General features: G+C 71.2%; 19 protein-coding genes. 10 read left to right on the forward strand and 9 right to left on the reverse strand.

Annotation, left to right across the window (positions count from 1 at the left end; genetic code table 11):
- Positions 1 to 3 precede the first annotated feature (3 nt).
- From G361_RS0107490 to G361_RS0107500, 3 genes are all read left to right on the forward strand, one after another.
- Positions 4 to 1,329 carry a glycoside hydrolase family 1 protein gene (locus tag G361_RS0107490; RefSeq protein WP_036494687.1) on the forward strand — a complete coding sequence of 442 codons (1,326 nt, stop codon included), beginning with the start codon at positions 4 to 6 and terminating at the stop codon, positions 1,327 to 1,329.
- A 201-nt stretch (positions 1,330 to 1,530) separates the two neighbouring features.
- Positions 1,531 to 2,589: an alpha/beta hydrolase family protein gene (locus G361_RS0107495; protein WP_231386807.1), complete on the forward strand. Its 1,059-nt coding sequence runs from the start codon at positions 1,531 to 1,533 to the stop codon at positions 2,587 to 2,589.
- 73 nt (positions 2,590 to 2,662) lie between these two features.
- Positions 2,663 to 4,675, forward strand: coding sequence for a glycosyltransferase family 39 protein (locus G361_RS0107500; RefSeq protein ID WP_019926449.1), 2,013 nt, complete (start codon positions 2,663 to 2,665; stop codon positions 4,673 to 4,675).
- 53 nt (positions 4,676 to 4,728) lie between these two features.
- On the opposite strand, the gene G361_RS0107505 is transcribed toward G361_RS0107500, so the two are convergent.
- The 3 genes from G361_RS0107505 to lexA form a co-directional block, all read right to left on the reverse strand.
- Positions 4,729 to 5,199, reverse strand: a complete 471-nt coding sequence (locus tag G361_RS0107505) for a carboxymuconolactone decarboxylase family protein (protein ID WP_019926450.1) — start codon at positions 5,197 to 5,199, stop codon at positions 4,729 to 4,731.
- 58 nt (positions 5,200 to 5,257) lie between these two features.
- Positions 5,258 to 6,175 carry a sigma-70 family RNA polymerase sigma factor gene (locus tag G361_RS0107510; protein WP_019926451.1) on the reverse strand — a complete coding sequence of 306 codons (918 nt, stop codon included), beginning with the start codon at positions 6,173 to 6,175 and terminating at the stop codon, positions 5,258 to 5,260.
- An 82-nt stretch (positions 6,176 to 6,257) separates the two neighbouring features.
- The gene (gene lexA / locus G361_RS0107515; RefSeq protein WP_019926452.1) at positions 6,258 to 6,920 is read right to left on the reverse strand and encodes a transcriptional repressor LexA; all 663 of its coding nucleotides are present in this window, start codon (positions 6,918 to 6,920) and stop codon (positions 6,258 to 6,260) included.
- A 103-nt stretch (positions 6,921 to 7,023) separates the two neighbouring features.
- Here lexA and G361_RS0107520 point away from each other — a divergent pair, with 103 nt between their 5' ends.
- From G361_RS0107520 to ligD, 3 genes are all read left to right on the forward strand, one after another.
- Positions 7,024 to 7,737 carry a TetR/AcrR family transcriptional regulator gene (locus G361_RS0107520; RefSeq protein ID WP_019926453.1) on the forward strand — a complete coding sequence of 238 codons (714 nt, stop codon included), beginning with the start codon at positions 7,024 to 7,026 and terminating at the stop codon, positions 7,735 to 7,737.
- A gap of 109 nt (positions 7,738 to 7,846) precedes the next feature.
- Positions 7,847 to 9,682 carry an LCP family protein gene (locus G361_RS42655; RefSeq protein ID WP_019926454.1) on the forward strand — a complete coding sequence of 612 codons (1,836 nt, stop codon included), beginning with the start codon at positions 7,847 to 7,849 and terminating at the stop codon, positions 9,680 to 9,682.
- Positions 9,683 to 9,712: 30 nt separating this feature from the next.
- Positions 9,713 to 10,672, forward strand: a complete 960-nt coding sequence (gene ligD, locus G361_RS0107530) for a non-homologous end-joining DNA ligase (RefSeq protein WP_026342791.1) — start codon at positions 9,713 to 9,715, stop codon at positions 10,670 to 10,672.
- On the opposite strand, the gene G361_RS0107535 is transcribed toward ligD, so the two are convergent.
- The gene (locus G361_RS0107535; protein ID WP_019926456.1) at positions 10,644 to 11,270 is read right to left on the reverse strand and encodes a TetR/AcrR family transcriptional regulator; all 627 of its coding nucleotides are present in this window, start codon (positions 11,268 to 11,270) and stop codon (positions 10,644 to 10,646) included. The two genes, ligD and G361_RS0107535, sit on opposite strands and share 29 nt — an antisense overlap.
- A 90-nt stretch (positions 11,271 to 11,360) precedes the next feature.
- Between G361_RS0107535 and G361_RS0107540 the strand changes: the two genes are divergently transcribed.
- From G361_RS0107540 to G361_RS0107550, 3 genes are all read left to right on the forward strand, one after another.
- Positions 11,361 to 11,975 (forward strand): class I SAM-dependent methyltransferase, encoded by a 615-nt coding sequence (locus G361_RS0107540; RefSeq protein ID WP_019926457.1) that lies wholly within the window; start codon positions 11,361 to 11,363, stop codon positions 11,973 to 11,975.
- A 5-nt stretch (positions 11,976 to 11,980) separates the two neighbouring features.
- On the forward strand, positions 11,981 to 12,346 hold the full coding sequence (locus G361_RS0107545) for a DUF2218 domain-containing protein (protein ID WP_155981352.1): 366 nt from the start codon (positions 11,981 to 11,983) through the stop codon (positions 12,344 to 12,346).
- 80 nt (positions 12,347 to 12,426) lie between these two features.
- On the forward strand, positions 12,427 to 12,849 hold the full coding sequence (locus tag G361_RS0107550; RefSeq protein ID WP_019926459.1) for a hypothetical protein: 423 nt from the start codon (positions 12,427 to 12,429) through the stop codon (positions 12,847 to 12,849).
- Positions 12,850 to 12,976: 127 nt separating this feature from the next.
- Here the strand turns inward: G361_RS0107550 and G361_RS0107555 are convergent, their stop codons facing one another.
- From G361_RS0107555 to G361_RS0107570, 4 genes are all read right to left on the reverse strand, one after another.
- Entirely contained in the window at positions 12,977 to 14,287 is a 1,311-nt protein-coding gene (locus G361_RS0107555) for a family 1 glycosylhydrolase (RefSeq protein ID WP_019926460.1), read from the reverse strand.
- Positions 14,288 to 14,350: 63 nt separating this feature from the next.
- On the reverse strand, positions 14,351 to 15,673 hold the full coding sequence (locus G361_RS46725) for a hypothetical protein (RefSeq protein WP_155981353.1): 1,323 nt from the start codon (positions 15,671 to 15,673) through the stop codon (positions 14,351 to 14,353).
- A gap of 218 nt (positions 15,674 to 15,891) precedes the next feature.
- A complete protein-coding gene (locus G361_RS0107565) occupies positions 15,892 to 16,371 on the reverse strand; it encodes a hypothetical protein (RefSeq protein WP_026342792.1) in 480 nt (159 codons plus the stop codon).
- A 211-nt stretch (positions 16,372 to 16,582) separates the two neighbouring features.
- Positions 16,583 to 17,671, reverse strand: coding sequence for a TerD family protein (locus G361_RS0107570; RefSeq protein WP_026342793.1), 1,089 nt, complete (start codon positions 17,669 to 17,671; stop codon positions 16,583 to 16,585).
- Positions 17,672 to 17,865: 194 nt separating this feature from the next.
- On the opposite strand from G361_RS0107570, the gene G361_RS0107575 reads away from it, so the two are divergent.
- Entirely contained in the window at positions 17,866 to 18,402 is a 537-nt protein-coding gene (locus G361_RS0107575) for a DUF2599 domain-containing protein (RefSeq protein WP_231386809.1), read from the forward strand.
- Between the two features lie 27 nt (positions 18,403 to 18,429).
- Here the strand turns inward: G361_RS0107575 and G361_RS42665 are convergent, their stop codons facing one another.
- Positions 18,430 to 19,512, reverse strand: coding sequence for a hypothetical protein (locus G361_RS42665; RefSeq protein ID WP_019926465.1), 1,083 nt, complete (start codon positions 19,510 to 19,512; stop codon positions 18,430 to 18,432).
- Positions 19,513 to 19,776: the final 264 nt, after the last annotated feature.

A 19,776-nucleotide genomic window follows, 5' to 3' on the forward strand; every position in this document is an offset into this window, starting at 1 on the left:
GCCATGCCCCTGACTCGCCGCCACGCCCTCGCCGTCCTCGCCGCCGGGGGCGCCGCGGCGCTGGCCGCACCCGCCCTGCCCGCCGCGGCGGCCCCGGCCCCGGCGGAGGTGCCGGCGCTGGGCAACGGCTTCCTGTGGGGCGTGGCCAGCGCGGGCTTCCAGTGCGAAGGCCATGCGCCGGACAGCAATTGGGCCCGCTACGCGGCGAGTTCGGCGCACGAGCCGTATCGCGACTCGGTGGACTTCTTCACCCGCTACGAGCAGGACATCGCGCTGGCCGCCGGGCTCGGGGTCCGGGTGTACCGGTTCAGTGTGGAATGGGCACGGGTGCAACCACATCCGGACGGCTGGGACGAGACCGGTTTCGCGTTCTACGACCGGGTGCTGGATACGTTGTCCCGGTACGGGATCCGGCCCATGATCACCCTCGACCACTGGGTGTATCCGGGCTGGGCGGCCGATCGCGGCGGCTGGGCCGGCGCGGGGATGCTCGACGCGTGGCTTGCCAACGCGCGCACGGTGATCGATCGCTACGCGCGCCGTGATCCGTTGTGGGTCACCGTGAACGAGCCGGCCATGTACGTCCTCAACGAGGTCACCAACGGCGGTCTGACCGCCGCCGGTGTACCGGAGATGCAGCAGCGGCTGATCGCCGCGCACAACGGCGCCTACGACCACATCCACGCGGTGCAGCTCGGCGCTCTGGTCACCAGCAATATCGCCTATCTGGCGGGTACCGCCGAGCCGGCGGTCAACGGGCCGATGCTCGACGCCATCGCGCCGAAACTCGATTTCGTCGGGATCGACTACTACTACGGGTTCACCCCGCAGTCGATCCAGCAGGTGTCGCCGGCGGATTTCGACCGGCTGTGGAATCTGCCGCTGCAACCGGAGGGCATCTACTACGCGCTGCGGCACTACGCGCACCGCTTCCCGGGGCTGCCGCTGTACGTGGTGGAGAACGGGATGCCGACCCGCGACGAACAGCCCCGCGCGGACGGATACCGCCGCGGCGACGATCTGCGCGACACGATCTACTGGGTGCAGCGCGCGGTCGCCAACGGACTGAACGTCCTCGGCTACAACTACTGGAGCCTCACCGACAACTACGAATGGGGTAGTTACACACCGCGTTTCGGGCTCTACAGCGTCGATGTGCGCAACGGCGCCGCATTGGCCCGGCGGCCCACCGACGCGGTCGCCGCCTATACCGCGCTGATCCGAGACGGCGGTGTGCCGGCCGGTTACCGGCCCACCCGCGGCCCGGACGACTGCTCGCTGGTCGACGCCCCGGACAGCTGTGCCGATCCGGTGACCGTGCCGCACTGATCTCGCGCCCAGCGCCCGCACATCCGCCGCACAGCGGGTTCCCAGCCGGCGCACGGTAGCGGTTCATGGTTGTGATCGGCCCCAGGACCGCCGTCGGCGGGTGGTTTCTTGTCCAGTACCCTACGCCCGAGCTTGTCGGTCCCCGCCGATCCGACCTACCGTCACCGCTAGCGGGGGCCACACATTGGCGGAGGTGGATTCGTGGGTCGACGTGTCGTCGGGTTGTTCGCACCGCTGCTGGCCGTGGCCGCGCTCGTCCCGGCGGTGCCCGCGGCCGCGGATCAGCCCGGCCCGCCCGCGGTCGCCGCGGCGGTGATCGCCTCGGCCCGGCCGGCCGACGACGGCACCCGGATGACCAAGGCGGTCCCGAATCTGGACCGGTTCATCGATCTGACCGTGCACTCGGCGGCGATGGATTCCGACATCACCGTGAAGATCCTGCGGGCCTCCGACACGTCGACACCGGCGCCGACGCTGTACCTGCTCAACGGGTCCAGCGGCGGCGACGGGGACGGTAACGGCGGGTGGACCGACCAGACCGACATGGTCGGCTTCTTCGCCGACAAGCAGGTGAACGTGGTGGTGCCCATCGGCGGTCGGGGCAGCTATTTCACCGATTGGCGCAATGCCGATCCGGTGCTGGGCCGGCCGCTGTGGACCACCTTCCTCACCCAGGAACTGCCGCCGGTGATCGACTCGGCGCTGCACACCGACGGCGCGGCGGCGATCGCGGGAGTGTCGATGTCGGGCACCTCGGTGTTCCAGCTGGCGATGGCCGCGCCGGGCCTGTACAAGGCGATCGGCTCCTACAGCGGGTGCGTGGAGACCAGCAATCCGCAGGGTCAGGCGATGGTCGGCGCGGTGGTGGGCCGCTGGTCCGGTGATCCGGTGAACATGTGGGGGCCGCCGGGTGATCCGACCTGGGCGGCGATGGATCCCTATCTGCACGCGGATCTGTTGCGCGGCACCGCGATCTACGTGTCGAGCGGGACCGGGTGGCCGGGGCCGCTGGACACGATGGACGGTCCCGGTATCGGCGGCGATCCGGTCAAACTGATCGCGCAAATGCTCAGCGGCGCGCTGCTCGAGACGGTGACCGATACCTGTACGCACGGGTTGCAGGCCCGGTTCGCGGCGTTGCAGATTCCGGCGACCTTCCAGTTCCGGCCCACCGGAACGCATTCCTGGGGATATTGGCAGCAGGATCTGCACGATTCGTGGCCGATGTTCGCCGACGCGCTCGGCGTCGACGCGTCGTGATCGGCGCGGCACTCTCAGAATTCTCCCAGGCTCGCGCCAGGATCCTCACCGGCAGAGGTGAGAGGCTCCCGCGGTGACAGCGACGACAGCCGACACGACCCTGCCCGAATCGACCGATTCCGTCCCGATCGACACCGCAGGTCCGCCACCTGCCCGCCGCTGGGAACGCATCGCGCTGATCGTGCTGCTGCTCGGCACCGCCGTGGCCTATCTGTGGAACATCACCGTGAACGCGATGGGCAACAGCTTCTACGCCGCCGCGGCCTGGGCCGGCTCGCGCAGCTGGAAGGCGGTGCTGTTCGGTTCCCTGGACCCCTCGAACTTCATCACCGTCGACAAACCACCGGTCTCGCAGTGGGTGATGGGGATCTCGGGGCAGCTGTTCGGCTTCTCCAGCGCGTCGATGCTGGCACCCGAGGCGCTGATGGCCGTGGCCGCGGTCGCGCTGCTGTACGCGGCGGTCACCGGGGTGACCGGCAGCCGCGGCGCGGGCCTGCTGGCCGGGCTGGCGCTGGCGGTCACGCCGGTGGCGGCGTTGATGTTCCGGTTCAACAATCCCGACGCGGCGATGGTGCTGGCCATGACCGCGGCCGCCTGGTGCACCGTGCGGGCATTGCCGAAGGCGAGCGTGCGGTGGCTGGTATGGGCCGGTGTCGCACTGGGTTTCGCCTTCCTGGCCAAGATGCTCGAAGGGCTGATGGTGCTGCCCGCGCTGGCGCTGACCTATCTGCTGGTGGCGCCGGCCACGATCGGTAGGCGGGTGCTGCACCTGCTGGCCGCCGCGGTCGCGTTGATCGTGTCCTCGGGTTGGTATGTGCTGCTGACGATTCTGTGGCCGTCGTCCTCGCGGCCGTATCTGGCCGGGTCGACGAACGACACGTTCATGGATCTGGTGCTGGGCTACAACGGTTTCGCCCGCTACCTCGGTCACAACCATCACGGCCGCAATCCGTTCCAGGCGCCGCCGGGGTACGAGTTCCCCCGATTCGGTGGCGGCGGAGGCGGTTTCGGCGGTAACGGGACCGGTCCCACCCGAATGTTCGCCGGGGAGATCGGTTTCGAGATCTCCTGGCTGCTGCCCGCGGCGGTGGTGGCCTTCCTGCTGGTGCTGGTGTTGCGGTGGCGCGCGCCGCGCACCGATCTCGTGCGCGGTGCGGCGCTGCTGTTCGGGTTGTGGCTGCTGATCGACGCGGCCGCGTTCTCCGCGATGAAGGGCGGTATGCACGCCTACTACACGCTGGCGATCGCCCCGGCCGTGGCGGGCAGTGCGGCGCTCGGCGCGCACGAGGTGTGGCAGCGGCGCGGTACCGCGGCCGGCCGGGCCGGGGCCGCGGCGCTGGTGGCCGCCGGTGGTGTCTGGGGCTTCGTGCTGTTGCACCGCAACGCGAGCTGGCAGCCGTGGCTGCGCTGGACGATTCTGGCGGTGACCGTGCCGGCGGTGGTGGCGCTGCTGGCCACCGTGGCGCCGCCGGTAGCGCGGCGGGTGCCCGCGCGGGTGACAGCGCTGCTGCTGGCGCTCGGGCTGATCGCGGGACTGGCCGGGTCCACCGCGTACGCCGCGGCGACGCTGCCGCAATCGCATACCGGCGGCGGGCCCTCGGTCGGCCCGGCGCGACCGGAATCGCAGTCCGGGATGTTCGCGATGTTCCGTAAGCAGCTCAACGCGTTGATGGGTGGTACCGATTACGATCCGCAGCTGGTGTCGATGCTGCAGGCCACGCATTCGCGCTGGTCGGCGGCCGTCGACCGGTCCGGTCCGGCCGCGGGGCTCGAGCTGGCCACCCGGACGCCGGTGATGGCGATCGGCGGATTCACCTCCGAGGATCCGGCCCCGACCCTGTCGCGGTTCCAGGATCTCGTTCGGTCCCACCAGATCTCGTACTACCTGGCCGCCGAGGTGAAGCTGCCCGACGGGTGGCGCACCGACAAGAACGCACCGAAACCCGATGCGGCGCCGTACAGTCCGGCCGCGGGCTGGTGGCATCCGGTCGGTGACGAGGACATCTACGACTGGGTCTCGGCGCACTATCCGGCCCGCCACCTGGACGGGCTGGCGGTCTACGACCTGACCGCCGACCCGCACTGAGCGGGTCGGTACGGCCGCGGGCACCGAATCGGTTCCCGCGGCCGTGTGCCGGCTCAGGCGGCGGTCGCGGGCTGGACGATCGCCGGGGGCTTCAGCACCACGGCGATGTTCATCCAGAATCCGGCCGAGGCGAGGACGACCGCCAGGGTCGCCTGGGCCTTCTCGTCGTAATGCCGTGCGACCGTGGCGAACAGGTCGTCGGGTACCCGTTCGGCGCCGGGTGGGGTGGGGCCGAACACGGCCTCGGTGAGGGCGAGTGCGGCGCGTTCGGCCTCGCTGAAATACGGTGAGTCCCACCAGGTTACGACGGTGGCGAGGCGGTCCTCGGACTCCCCCGCCGCGCGCAGGCCGGCGGTGTGCCGGGTGACCTGGTAGCTGTTGCCGACGATCTGGCCGGCGCGCAGGAACATCAGGGTCGTGGTGTTCTCCGGGACGGATCCGTTGCCGACGGCCCGGACCAGGGCGGCGGCCACCTCCTGGATCTCGGGTACGAGGGCGTTGGCGTCGGGGATACGTGCTGGCATGTCGTCCTCCGGACGAATCGTGGGTGGATGCGTGTCCGGCCGGTGCCGGGACGCACCGCTATGACGGGGACGGGCTGCCGAAGGTGACCGAGTCGGGCCGATCGTCGAATCCGGGCAGGTCCAGGCGGTTCAGGCGGGCCGGATCGGACAGGATGTCGATCCCGACGATGCGGCCGGCGGCGACGGTGAAGCTCATCAGCGAGATCGGCCGGCCGTCGCGGACGCCGGCCAGGCCCGGGACGCCGTTGATCAGCACCGGCCGGACGCCGGCGCCGGTGCTGGCGCGGCGGAACGCGGTGGCCTGGCTCGCGACCTGCGCGGCGCCGCGCAGGGTCCGCAGCGGTTCGGCGCCGGTGTCGGCGCGCAGCAGGACCTCCGGGTCGAGGATCGCCAGCAGTGCGTCGAAATCGCCGCCGGCGGCGGCGTTGCGGAACGCGTCGACGGCGCGGCGGTGTTCGACGGGGTCTCCGCCGGTGTGGGGGGCGGCCCGTACGCGCTGCCGGGCGCGGCTGGCGAGTTTCTTGGCCGCGCCGGGGGTGCGGTCCACCAGCGGGCCGATCTGCTCGAACGGCAGTCCGAACATGTCGTGCAGGACGAAGGCCAGGCGTTCGGCCGGGGTCAGCGATTCCAGGACGATCTGCAGGGCCAGGCCGACCGCGTCGGCCAGCAGCGCCTGATGTTCGGGATCGCCGCCGTCGTCGGGGCCGACGACCGGGTCGGGCAGGTGCGCGGGCAGTGGTTGCTCGGGGTGCGCGGTGCGGGTGCGCAACACGTCCAGGCACAGCCGGCCGACGACGGTGGTGAGCCATCCGGCCAGGTTCGCGATGTCGCCGGAACCGTTGCGCGACAGTCGCAGCCACGTTTCCTGGACGGCGTCGTCGGCCTCGGCGAGCGAGCCCAGCATCCGGTAGGCGACCGCGGTGAGCCGGGGGCGGTGGTATTCGAACTCGGCGGCCAGCAGGTCCTCGGGCGTCACGATGGCATTCCTTCCTCCGGGCGACTCGTCACGGTTCGCACCGTTGACGAATCGCGGCCGGGAAAGGTGACAGCCGCCGCGGTCACACCCGGCGCATCACCGAGACCACCTTGCCGAGTACGGCCGCCTGATCGCCGTCGAGGATCGGGTAGGCGGGGTTGCGGGGTTCGAGGTACACGTGGCCGTTGCGGCGGCGGTACACCTTCACCGTCGCCTCGCCGTCGATCATGGCGGCGACGATGTCGCCGGAGTGCGCCTCGTGCTGTTGCCGGACGACGACCAGGTCACCGTCGCAGATGGCGGCGTCGATCATCGAATCGCCGCGCACCCGCAGCCCGAACACCGTGCCGCGGCCGACGAGGCTGCGGGAGACGGTGAGCAGGTCGTCGGTGTGCTCCTCGGCGAGGATCGGGGTACCGGCGGCGATGTCGCCGACCACGGGCACCGCGACCGAATCGCCGGTGTCCTGCGCACGGGTCGTGGCCGCGGTGCGCAGGAACAGCCGGACGTCGATCGGGCGGGTGACGCTGTCGCTGCGACGCAGGAAACCCTTGTCCTCCAGCGCTTTCAGATGTTTCGAAACCGTCGACGGGGAGCGCAGCCCGACCGCGTCGGCCAGTTCCCGGGTGCTGGGCGGATAGCCGTGGCGCACCACCCAGTCGCGAATCACGCCGAGGATGCGCTGTTGCCGCGGCGGCAGCATGCTGGTGTCGAGGTGCTCGAACGCGTCGTCGTATCCGGTCACCGGGGAATCGTAGTCACACCCGCCGCCGCGGCCCGGGGGCGGCCGGCTGTTCGGAGCAGCGATCACATTTGCATACGCTGCTCTCGAGTGGCAGCCTGGACGGATGGCCGCCACCACACCCCGGGCCCGCGCACGCGCCCGCACCATGGAAGACATCGTGCGCATCGGCCGCGAGCACCTGGCGCTGCACGGCGCGGCGGCGCTGTCGCTGCGGGCGGTCGCGCGTGATCTGGGAGTGGTGTCCTCGGCGATCTACCGGTACGTGCGCAGCCGGGACGAGTTGCTGACGCTGCTGGTGGTCGACGGCTACACCGAACTCGGCGACGTCGTCGACGCCGCGCTGGCCGCCGCGCCCGCCGATCCGCGCGCACGACTGCGAGCGCTGGGGCACGCGGTGCGGGACTGGGCGCTGGCCGAACCGGCCCGCTACGGCTTGCTGTTCGGTAGCCCGGTACCCGGTTACGAGGCGCCGGCCGAGCAGACCGTGGTCCCCGGCACCCGGGTGATCGTGGCGCTGCTGGGAGTGGTCGAGGAGGCCGCGGCCGCGGGCCTGCTGACCGAGCCCGCCGGATCCGGACCGCCGCGGGAGTCGCTGCGGGCCGATATCGCCGTCATCCGGGATCAGTTCGGGCTGCGGATGCCGGAGTGGGCGCTGGCCCGGACGCTGCCGGCGTGGTCGGCGTTGTTCGGCGCGGTGAGCTTCGACATCTTCGACATGTACGGCGCCGACACCTTCACCGACCGGTCCGCGGTCTTCGACTATCAACTGGACACCCTGTGCACGATGCTGGGGATCGGCGGCGCGGCGACCGGCTAGAACACGGTGCGGATGTGCATTCCGTGCCGGGATCGTGCACGATGTCACAACCTGATGACGACAACTCTCAGTGTATCCACAGCACGGTGATGTGAGACTTGACGGCGAGATGAACGACGAAACCCAACCGATACCGGTCGTTGCCGATTCGCGACCGGGAGGTCGCCACGCTCGGCCCGAACGGGCGGAGCAGACGCCGGCCGGTGGCCCGTCCGAGGCGGCGCGCGGCTCCCGCGGCACCACCCCGGGCCGGGCGCAGGCTCGCGCGGAGCGGGCCTCCGGGACTCGGGCGGAACCGGCATCCGGCACCCCCGGCGAGGTCGTCGCCGATGCCGACAGGCCGACCGACCGGTTCGTCCCGGCGGTGCCGGCCTCGCCGCGACGGGCCACCCGCCGCGCCGCGCGCACCGACTCGCGGCGCCGTTCCCAGCGGCGGGTCCGGCTCACCGGCCGCATCCTGGCGGCCGCGGGCGCGGTGATCGTGGTGACCGGTACCGGCGCCGCGTACTACACCGAACGCAGTGTGGACCAGGGTTTCACCCGGTCGAAGGCGATCTCCGAACAGGACGCCGCCGCCCTCGACGGCGATCTGAACATCCTGCTGATCGGGTTGGACACCCGGAAGGACCGCAACGGCAACGATCTGCCGAAGGACATCCTCGACCAGTTGCACGCCGGTGACGGCAGCGAGGGCGGCTACAACGCCAATTCGCTGATCCTGGTGCACATTCCGAAGGATCTGAAGCAGATCACCGCGTTCTCGATCCCGCGTGACGACTATGTGCCGGTGACCGGGATCCCCGGCTACGACCACGCCAAGATCAAGGAGGCCTACGGCCTGCGCAAGGCGTACCGGGAACAGCAGCTGATGAATCAGGGCGTGAAGGATCCGGTCCAGCTGGAGCAGGAGGGCCGCGAGGCCGGTCGCGAGTCGATCGTCAACACGGTCAAGGCGTTCACCGGGGTGCCGATCAACCGGTTCGCCGAGGTGTCGCTGGTCGGTTTCTACGACATCGCGAATCTGATCGGCGGCATCGACGTCTGCCTCAATCACGCCGTCGACGACAGTTACTACTCCGGTGCGGTATTCCCGGCCGGACCGCAGCATCTGGACGCCTCCGACTCGCTGGCGTTCGTGCGGCAGCGTCACGAGCTGGAGAACGGCGACCTCGATCGCACCCACCGGCAGCAGGCGTTCCTCACCGCGGCGGCGAAGCGGCTCAAGGACGGTGGCACACTCACCAACATCGGCGGCCTGCAGCGGCTGATCACGTTGGCGCAGAACGACATCGTGCTGTCGCAGGGCTGGAATCTGGTCGATTTCGCGCAGACTATGGGCCGGGCGGGCTCGATCCCGATCTCGTTCCAGACGCTGCCGGTGCTGCGGTACGACAATGTCGACGGGCAGGACGTGAACGTCGTCGATCCGGCGGCGATCAAGCGGACCGTGCGCGCGGCCTTCGGCGTGCAGACCGCGCCGGCCCCGAAGACCACCCCGACCTCGACCGTCGACGTGGTCAACGCCGGCGCGCCCGGCGGGATGGCCGCGAAGGTGTCGACCTCGTTGTCCGCCAAGGGTTTCCCGAAGGGCACCACCGGTAACGCCGGGTACGGTGACGGTTCCAGTTCGGTGGTGTACTTCGGTACCGGCGCCGACGCCGACGCGACCCAGGTCGCGGACGCGCTGGGCGGGCTGCCGACCGCGACGTCGAAGAACGTCGACCCCGGGCATGTGAAGGTGGTCATCGGCACCGACTTCAACCTGCCGGAGGAATCGGCCTCGAGCACCTCCTCCTCGCCCACCGGTACGTCTTCCGCGGCGGCGGAGTCGACCGGCGCCGGGACCGGCACCTCGGCCACCACCACGGCCGCCTCCGACGATCTGCCCGATTCCGGTAAACCGGTCACCACCAGCATCGGCTCCGACGTACCCTGCGTGAACTGACCAGCTGTTTGCTGTAAGTATGCTGGAGGCGTGACCGGACTGCCTCGGTATGCGGCGATGCTGGCGGCGGCGGGTGGCCTGCCCCGCGACGACAGGCACTGGGCCTACGAGGTGAAATTCGACGGTATCCGCGCGCTGGGCTATGTCGAGCAGACGCTGCGCCTCTACTCGCGCAACGGCAACGAGATCACCCCGGCGTGGCCGGAATTCGCCGGGATCGCGCCCGGCACACCGCCTTTCGTGGTGGACGGGGAGATCGTCGCGATCGCCCCCGACGGGCGGATCTCGTTCGAGGCGCTGGCGCCGCGGATGCATCAACGCAATCCCGCGATGATCCGGAGCCTGGCCGCGGCGGTGCCCGCGACCTATCTCGTCTTCGATCTGCTGCACATCGGGACCCGGTCGCTGGTGGATCTGCCGTACGAGCAGCGGCGCGGGATTCTGGAACAGCTCGGGCTCGAGGGCCGCTGCTGGCGGGTGCCGCCGCGGCTGCGCGGGCCGGGTGCGGATGTGCTCGCCGAATCCGGGCGGCTCGGGCTCGAGGGGATCGTGTGCAAGCGGCTCGACAGTCCGTATCTGCCCGGCCGGCGCAGCCCGTTGTGGACGAAGGTCAAGAACGTCAACGCGCAGGAGGTGGTGATCGTCGGCTGGAAACCGGGCAACGGCAGGCGGTCCGGCGGGATCGGGTCGTTGCTGCTGGCGGTCAACGACACCTCGGGGCAGTTGCGGTACGTCGGGAACGTGGGGACCGGGTTCAGCGCGGCGACGCTGGACTCGTTGCAGGCGAGCCTGTCCCGGCTCCGCACCGAGAAGCCCACGGTGGCAGCCGATGTCGGGGAGGTGGTGTGGGTCGCGCCGGAACTGGTCGGGGAGGTGAGCTTCACCGAATGGACCGGTGACGGGCGGCTGCGTCATCCGTCCTGGCGGGGGTTGCGGCCGGACAAGGCGCCGCGCGAGGTGGTCAGGGAGCCGACGGCGGGGGCTCGGTGACGGCGGGGTCGCGCAGGCCGGTGAGGGTCAGGTCGATCAGGCGGGTGATCGCGGCGTCGTCGGTGAGGGTCGCGGCGCCGTTGAGGGCGTGCAGGCAGTAGTTGGCCAGTTCGGCGGGGTCGATGTCGCGGCGCAGGGTGGCGGTGGCCGCGCCCTCGGCGATGAGGGTGCCGATCAGTGCGCGCAGGTGCTGCTGGGCGTCGGCGATCTGCTGGTCGGGGTGCAGGAATTTCACCAGTTCGGTGTCGTGGCTGCGGGTTTGCCGGACGATGTGCGCGTAGCTGGTCAGCACCGCGGCGAGGCGTTGTGCCGGATCGCCGACGCCGTCGCGGACCGCGGCCAGCTGCCGCAGGTGCTCGCCGATCTGGCGGCCGTGCCAGGCGTGCAGGATCGCGTCGACGTCGGGGAAGTACTTGTACAGCGTGGCCCGGCCGATGCCGGCGCGTTCGGCGATCTGGGCCATCGTGACCGCCCGCAGCCCGTGCTCGAACACCAGAGCCGCGGTGGTGTCGAGGATCGCGTCGCGCACCTGGGAGCGATGCGAGGCGATGGTGTCGTTCCACAGCTTCGGCACCCGCTCACGATACATGATTTCCATGCTCGAGACATTGAGTCTTGCATCGAGACACAGTGTCTGGATAAATTCGGCAGCGACAGCATTCGACGCTCGTCCGAGGAGAAGTCACCGATGTTCACCCCCACCCATTCCCCGCGTCCGGATCACGGCGCACCCGGGCCGGACACCCTGTACGCGACCAAACCGCCGTGGGATATCGACCGGCCGCAGCCGGTGTTCCTGGCGCTGGCCGAATCCGGCGCGCTGACCGGCCGGGTACTCGACGCCGGGTGCGGCACAGGCGAACACGCGCTGCTCGCCGCCGGGCTGGGCCTGCCCGCCACCGGCGTGGATCTGTCCGCGGCGGCACTGGCCACCGCGCAGGCCAAGGCCCGCACGCGCGGGCTGACCGCGACATTCGCGCAGTGCGATGCCGGCTCGCTGGCCGATCTGGGGGAAAGCTTCGACACCGTGCTGGACTGCGGGCTGTTCCATCTGTTCACCGGCGCTGCCCGGGATCGGTACGTGCAGGCGCTCGCCACCGTGATCCCTTCGGGCGGAACGTTTTTCATGCTGGGCTTCAGCGATGCGCAACCCGGGTCGTTCGGACCGCACCGGCTGAGCCGGGAGGAGATCGTGGCGGCGTTCGCCGACGGCTGGCGCCTGGACACCCTGGCGCCGGCCACCATCGACGTCGTCGGGCCCGGCTCGGTCGCCGCGTGGTTCGCGCGGGTGACGAGGCGGTGACGGAAATGCCTGTGCTGCATGCCCGTATCGATACCGGCCGGGCCGCCCGATACCTGGTCCAGTTCTGCCGGCACGCCGCCGCCATGGGTGACGGCCGAGCCCACCGGTTTCGCGGTCACGGCGCTGCCGAATCCGTGCCGCGGGTCACCGCGCAGTGGGACGACGCCACCGGGCAGGTCGTATTCGATTCGTGGGGCCGGGCGGATCTGACCGCCGGACCGGACGCGCTGTCGATCCGCCTGGACGCGGCCGACGACGACACGGCCGGGCGGCTGTGCCGGATCATCGCCGCGGATCTGCACCGGTTCGGCGGCTTCACCGTCGAATGGGTTGCGGCCGAACCGGATTCCGCGGCAGGGGAACCCGCGTGAGGTATCGGCGAGGGCGAACGATCCGAACCGACCGGACTTCCTCCCCCGGGTCCGGGTGGGCTGCCGTTCACCGGCGCGGAGTGGACAAGTTGTTCCGGCACGGACCGGCTGATTTGTTCCGGCATGGCTCGGCCGGGCTCTTTCGGCGCGAGACGGCCGCGGCCTCCCGGCACGGGTCGGCCGTGGCGTTCCGGCGCGAGCGGAATGCGTCGTCGGAGTCCGGATCGGCGGCGCTGTTCCGGGCCGGCGGTGATGAATCCGCCCCGCGCGGAAGGGCTTCGCGCCGATGGCGGCGGCCCGCCTGGTTGATCGCGGTGGTTCTGTTGTCCGCCTTGATATTTCATGCCGCGGCGGCGGCCGGATTCGTTGTCACCGGCTGGGAACTACCCGCCGGGATGCTCGCGGTGATGGTTGCCGTCAAACTGACTGCGATGGCCGCCTGCAGCTTTCACCGGCGGCGCAGACCCGCGATACCGGACCCCGCCGGCCAGCCTCCTAGCTGACCTTGGCTGCCTCGCGGCAGGTGGTCGCGGCAGGTGGTCGCGGCAGGTGGTCGCGGCAGGTGGTCGCGGCAGGTGGTCGCGGCAGGTGGTCGCGGCAGGCCCGCCCTCTGGGGGGCGGGCCGCCGGGTCAGGGGATGTGGACGGGGTCGTCGCAGCTGGTGGGTGGGTCGACCAGGGAGCAGGGGACGGGTGGGCGGGTGGGGTGGTAGTCGGCGGGGACGCCGCCGTCGCGGGTGAGGGTGGCGTAGGTGGTGACGGCGTCGGTGGGGTGGCGGGTCAGGGTGGGGTCGGTGTCGACGTCCACGGTGTAGAGGCCGAAACGTGGTGTGTAGCTGCCCCATTCGTAGTTGTCGGTGAGGCTCCAGTAGTTGTAGCCGATGATGTTGAGGCCGTCGGCGCGGGCGCGTTGCAGCCAGTAGATGGTGTCGCGGAGGTGGTCGGCGCGGGTGTAGCCGTCGGGGCGGGGGCGGCCGTTCTCGGTGGGGATGCCGTTCTCCACCACGTAGAGGGGTTTGCCGGGGAACTGCCGGGCGTAGTGGCGGAGGGCGTAGTAGATGCCTTCGGTTTGCTCGGGCAGTTCCCACATCCGCGGTGCACCGGCATCGGTGCCGGCCAGGGCGGTTTCGGCGGTGGGGCCGAAATAGTAGTCGACGCCGAGGAAGTCGAGTTTCGCGGCGATCTTGTCGACGTAGGGCTGGTTCACTTCGGTCTCGGCGGCGGGGACGTAGCCGAGGTTGCTGGTGACCCGGGCGGTGGGTTGCAGGAGGTGGATGGTGTCGTAGATCGCGTTGTGCGCCTGGGCGAGTCGGTCGGTCACGACCGGTGCTTCGTCGGGGGTGATCGCGCCGATGCGCAGTTCGGTGCCGACGTAGGCGGCGGGTTCGTTGATCGTCACCCACAGGGGGTCGCGGCCGGCGAACCGGTGCACCACCTGTTGTGCGTTGCGCAGCCAGTCGGCGACCATAGCGGGGTTGCGCCAGCCGCCGCGGTCGGCGGCCCAGCCGGGGTAGACCCAATGGTCCAGGGTCAGCATGGGTTTCATGCCGGCGGCGATGATGCGGTCGACGATCTGCTCGTAGGTGCGCAGGGCCGGTTCGTCCCAGCCGGCGGGGTCCGGTTGGACGCGGGCCCATTCGATGCTGATGCGGTACACCTTCGCGCCCAGCCCGGCGGCGCGGTCGATGTCGGCGGCGTAGTTGCCGAGGAAGTCGACCGACTGCCGGTACGGTTCGGCCGCGCCGCCGGCGATGTAGCGGGTCCAATTGCTGTCGGGCGCATCGCCTTCGGATTGGAAGCCGGAGGCCGATACGCCCCACAGGAAGTCGTCGCCGAGGGGTGCGGTGGCGGCGGCGGGTGTCGCGGATCCCAGGCCGCAGGTGAGCACGATCAGGGTGGCGGCGCATCCGGCCGGTACCCGCCGGCGCTTCGACTGTCGCATTCCAGCAAGCGTAGCTATCCGATTGCTGCATCCCGGTCGGGTGAATCGGACGTGTCGCGCGGGTCAGGCGCGGTAGCGGACCAGCGCGAAGCCGTCGCCGAGGACGGGGTCGTGGGTGACGCCGGCGATGACGATGCGGCCGTCGGGCTGGACGGCGACGGCACGGCCCTGGTCGGCTTTCTTGCCGAATTCGGTGGTCGCCTGGCCGTTGCGGCCGAAGCCGGGGTCGAGGGTGCCGTCGCGGGTGTAGCGGGCGACGGCGATCCGGTCGGTGTTCTCGTCGCCGTGGCTGGTGCCGGCGACCACGATCTTGCCGTCGGCTTCGATGCCGACCGCGTTGGCGCTGTCGGCGGCGCCGCCGAAGTCGGTGGCGACCGCGCCGGCCCGGCCGAAGGCGGGGTCGAGGCGGCCGTCGGCGGTGTAGCGGACCAGCAGGAAGTTGTCGCCCTGGACGATGTCGTGGGTGGAGCCGGCGACGAGGAGTTTCCCGTCGGGTTGCAGTGCGACGGCGTTGCCGCGGTCGTCCTTGGCGGTGAGGTCGGTGGCGATCCGGCCGCCGTCGCCGAAGGCGGTGTCGAGGGTGCCGTCGGGGCGGTAGCGGGCGACGGCGATGTTGTCGCCGGTGCCGGTGCCGGCGGTGGTGCCGACGGCGACGATGCGGCCGTCGGGTTGTACGACGACCGCGTGGGCGGCGGCGGCGCGGCCGCCGAAGTCGGTGGACACGATGCCGGCCTGGCCGAAGCTCGGGTCCGGGGTGCCGTCGGGGTTGTATCGGATCAGCAGGAATTCGTCGCCGCGCTCGGGGTCGCGGGTGGAGCCGGCGACGATCAGTTTGCCGTCGGGCTGCAGGGCGGCGGCGTTGCCGCGGTCGGCGCGGGTGCCGAGGTCGGTGGACAGCTGTCCGGCGGCGCCGAATCCCGGGTCGGGGCGGCCGTCGGGCCGGAAGCGGGCGACGGCGACGGTGTCACCGTCGCCGTGGCTGGTGCCGACGGCGACGATGCGGCCGTCGGGCTGCACGAGGACCGCGGCGGCCACGTCGTCTCCGCCGTCGAAATCGGCCGAGACGATGCCCTTGTCGCCGAAGCCGGGGTCCTCGGTGCCGTCGGGCAGGTAGCGCACGACCGCGAAGTTGTCGCCGCGTACCGCGTCGTGGGTGGTGCCGGCGGCGACGATGCGGCCGTCGGGCTGGACCGCGACCGCGCGGGCGCGGCTCTCCGGGCCGACGGTGGACCAGACCTTGCCGTGTGCGCCGAACCCGATGTCCAGGGTGCCGGCGGTGGCGGCGTGGGCGGGTGAGCAGGCCGTCACCGCGGCCACGGCGGTCGCGCCGAGTCCGGTTCGCCATCGGGGTGTCGCGGGTGGAATCTGCCGTGCTGCAACCGACATCTGACTACCTCGATTCAAAGAAGAAGGGGTAGAACGTTGTTCGGTGGATCCACGAGAGCCCGGACAGTATGCCCGCCGCCGGCGGCGGCGCCGGGAATTGAACGGGACACGGCGGCACCGTGTTTGCGGGGGCGGCCGTCAACGCCACGATCGTCGCGTGTCGCCACGCCGGGGCGTGGTGTGTTGCGTTCCCGGCGTGGCGCCGGGTGCGGAGCGGGTTATTGCGCGGAGATGTGCGCGAATCCCATCGGTGAGGTGGGCGGCGGCGCGTTGGTGACGGGGGCGCGGAATTCCTGGAGGTCGGCGAGGACGTCGACGTGGCGGCCGGCGTAGCAGCGCACCTGGGGCAGGGCGTGGGCGACCTCGCTGCGTTCCAGCGGTTCGGCGTCGATGTAGCCGACGGCGTCCAGGCCGATGCCCAGTTGCCCGGCGATGCGGGTGATGGCCGCGGACTTGCGGCCCCAGCCGACCTCGACGGCGGCGAAGGCGGCGTGCAGGCCGTGCCGCTGGAGGGTGTCGGTGGTCCAGGCCCATTCGCCGCGGCTGGCGACCGCGTGCAGGATGCCGCGGCGGGTGAGGGTGCGCAGCGCGCGTAGCGCGTCCGGCCGCAGCACCCCGTTGGTGGAATCGCAGACGACACCGTCCCACAACGTGTTGTCCACTTCCCAGACAAGACATTTCACGGCCGGTGCTGTCATCTCGCCCCTACGGTCGACTCTCCTGCGGGGTCCGGCCACCGCGGGAAGCACGGCCGACGGACACACCGCTACCATTCAGGTACCGCTCGCGAGATGCAAGCCCCTACTTTCCGGGATGCGCCCGCGAGAGGTCATAGTAGGGTCGATGATCGCCGAATACCAGCCGGACATTCTGCCCGCGACCTGTTCCCGCTGGTCACGGGGTGTCAGATCACAGGTACGGCGTCACATGTGGGACAGCCTCGACGGGGTGACCGGCCTGGATGGGGGCGCCGATCGCGGTCAGCCGCCAGCTGTTGCCGTCGCGGTCGACCTTGGCCACCACCATGCCGGTGTGCGAGCCGCCGGCGCGCAGGTTGCCGCGGGCGAGTTCGACGTTGGTGCCGCCGTCGACGAGCCGCCAGTAGGCGTTGCGGACCCGTTCGAAGGTGTGCCCGGCGTAGGAGCTGACCACGAACACCACGCTGGAGATCTGCTGCGGCAGTCGCGCCAGGTCCACGCTGATGACCTCGTCGTCGCCGCGGCCCTCGCCGGTGAGGTTGTCGCCGGAGTGGCGCACCGATCCGTCGCGGGACGAGAGTTGCTGGTAGAAGGCGACATCGACGAGGTTCTGGCCGATGAACAGCAGCGCCGACGCGTCGAGGTCGATCTCCAGGTCGCGCAGGCCACGCGGGCCGTGGACCCGCATCGGGTCCCAGCCCAGCGCCATCTTGACCATCGCCAGGTCGCCCTTGCGCATGTCGCGCAGTGAGACCTGCTGGCCGGGGTCGAGGACCGCGGGGCCACGGTAGCCGTACTCCTCGACGGGGCCGCCGACGGTGACGCCGTGCGCCTTGACCATCTCGGCGAATCCGGCGGGGTAGCCGTAACCCTGTACGCGCACTTGCCAGCCGCCGCCGACGCGGTCCAGATCGAAGGCGATGACGGTGGATTCGGCGCCGAGACCGTCGATCACGTACTCGTACACCGGATTCTGCGCGCTGTCCTCGATGCGGACCTGCGGGGGCGGGTAATCGCCGAAGTGGCCCTGCGGATCTCCCAGCGACAGCACGACGCGGACGTGCTCGACGGTGGCGGGCAGTGCGCGCAGCCCGATCTGCAGCCCGGCCTGTCCGGAGGACAGCTGCACGCCGGGACCGGTGGGCTGGTTGTAGAAGACGAGGTCGCCCATGGTGTTCACGCGCCCGTCCGAGTTCAGCAGTAACGCCGACACATCCACGGGCTCGCTGTGCCGGACGGACACCGTGATGTCGTCGACGGCGAGGCGGTCCACTTGTCCCTTGGTCAGTTGAGCGGCCACCTGTCCACTGTACGTGGGCGGTGGCGACATGGCGGGCAGGAACCGCGGGTGGTGCCGCCGTGATCGACCCGCCAGGAGTTCGCCGCCGTGCGGCCGGGTGCGCGCGTGCCGGGTACCGTGGCAGGGTCCGTCCGGTCCGTGCGGCATGCGCGGCGACCGGGGCATCCGACGGAAGGGGTTTCGCGGTGGGCCGAGTGGGGTCACGGCAGGGCCGGTGGCCGGTGCCCGGCCGCCGTGCCGGGGGGCCGGTGGCGCTGCTGCTGGTGCTGGTCGTGGCGAGCGGCTGTGGCGCCGCGGACGAGTCGACGCCGGTGGCGGTGGGCCCGGCGCCGTCGGCGGCGAGCGCGGTTCCGGTTGCGCCGCAACCGGTTTCGGCGGCGCCGATCGCGGCGCAGCCGACGGATCAGTTCGCGGGGCAGCCGCTGATCGAGCGCACCGAATGGACCGACGATCCCGACGGCCGCCGCCTGCGCGTGTATCCGAGCACCGCCGGTCGCGGCGACTGGTTCGCGCCCGCGCTGGACCGCGCCTGGGGTGAGGTGCTCGACCGGTCCCCCGATGCCGACAGTCCCGGCATGTACGACCAGTTCAAATGTCATTGGCAGTGGGCGCGGCTGGTCGCTCCGGCGAAGCCGAGCTGGAATCTGGAGCCGTGGCGGCCCGCGTTCGGTTACGAGGCCACCGTCGCCGCCGGTTGCAATCCCGGCGGCCCCGACCCCGCGGGCAACTGAGGGCGCGACGGTGCCGGCCCGCGGCGGTCAGCGGGTGGTGGGTGGTCCGGCGAGCAGTTCGCCGGGGGTGTCGGTTTCGGGGAGCAGCAGGGCCGCGAGCAGCCAGGCCAGGGCGGCGGTGACCAGCGGCGCGCCGGTCCACACGCTGAGGGTGTCCGGTACCCGTCCGGCGGCGGCGGATGCGACGCCGATGTACAGCGACCAGGTGAAAAAGGCTGCGCCGGCGGCGAATCCGCGGTAGGCGACGGGCCGGGCGGCGCACGGGTCCAGGCACAGCGCGAGCAGGTCGACCACCACGGCGGCGATCAGCAGCGCGACCAGGACGCTGAGGTTGCCGCCGCCCGCGCCGGCGGCGGAGACGGCCACCGGCGGCAGCATCGTCAGTGTCGCGGCGCCGAACGGGATGCGCCAGCGGCGGGCCAGGTACAGCAGCGGCAGCAGCAGGACCACGGCGCTGATGGCCATCGCGGCGGCCAGGCCGCGCACCTGCGGGCCGTCGGGCTGGGACAGCAGGTCCACGATGGTGGCGGCGGGATAGGTGGCGGCGTTCGCGTAGCCGAGACACAGCAGGACCAGCGCGGCGGCGGTGCCGGCGGCCAGCATCGCGGGCCACAGGTGCCGCAGCGGTACCGGCCCGCCGGTGGCGGTGCGGGCGGCCGCGGATCGGACCGGGGTGGTCACGATGACGAAGGTCGCGGTCACCAGTGCGACGTGGCCGGGTTCGAACAGGGCGGCCGGTCCGGTTTCGGCGCCGAACCGGCTGTGCCACAGCACTTCCGCGGCCAGGCACACCGGGATCACCGGCAGTGCGGCCAGGGCGCCGCGGTATCCGGCGGGGATCGCGGTGGCCGCGGGCCGTCCGGCGCGGCGCCGGGCGCCGGCCACGCCGGCCAGCCACAGCGCGACGAGGACGTAGGCGGCGCCGAGCAGCACCTGCCACGGCAGGCCCCACGGGCCCGGTGCGGGATGTGGCCGGTTCCAGCCGGCCAGGGCGGCGACCGGTCCCGCGGTGACGACGGCGGTCACCGCGTCGACCGCGGTGACGGTGCAGGGGCCGCGCCGGTCCGGCGCCGCCGCACCGGCCGCGGCCGGGCGGCGGGAACTGTTCATCGGCGACACCGTACCGACTGGGCGCCTGGTCCGCACCCCTGCCGGGGGTGTCGATCGCGGCGCAGGGACGCCATCGCGGCGCGGGCGGGCCGCGGGGATCGCCGGTCGCACAGCCGATTTCCGCGCGGCGGCGCCGATTTCCGCGAGTGTCGCGCCGCGACCTGGCCGGACGCTCCGGCTTTCGACACGCCGACGGTGAAACCTGTTGCCCGCGAATAGCTTCGAACGTCGCGGCAAAAGTGCGTATCGTTGTCGGTGTCGAGC

The sequence above is a fragment of the Nocardia sp. BMG111209 genome (assembly GCF_000381925.1).
Lineage (GTDB): Bacteria > Actinomycetota > Actinomycetes > Mycobacteriales > Mycobacteriaceae > Nocardia.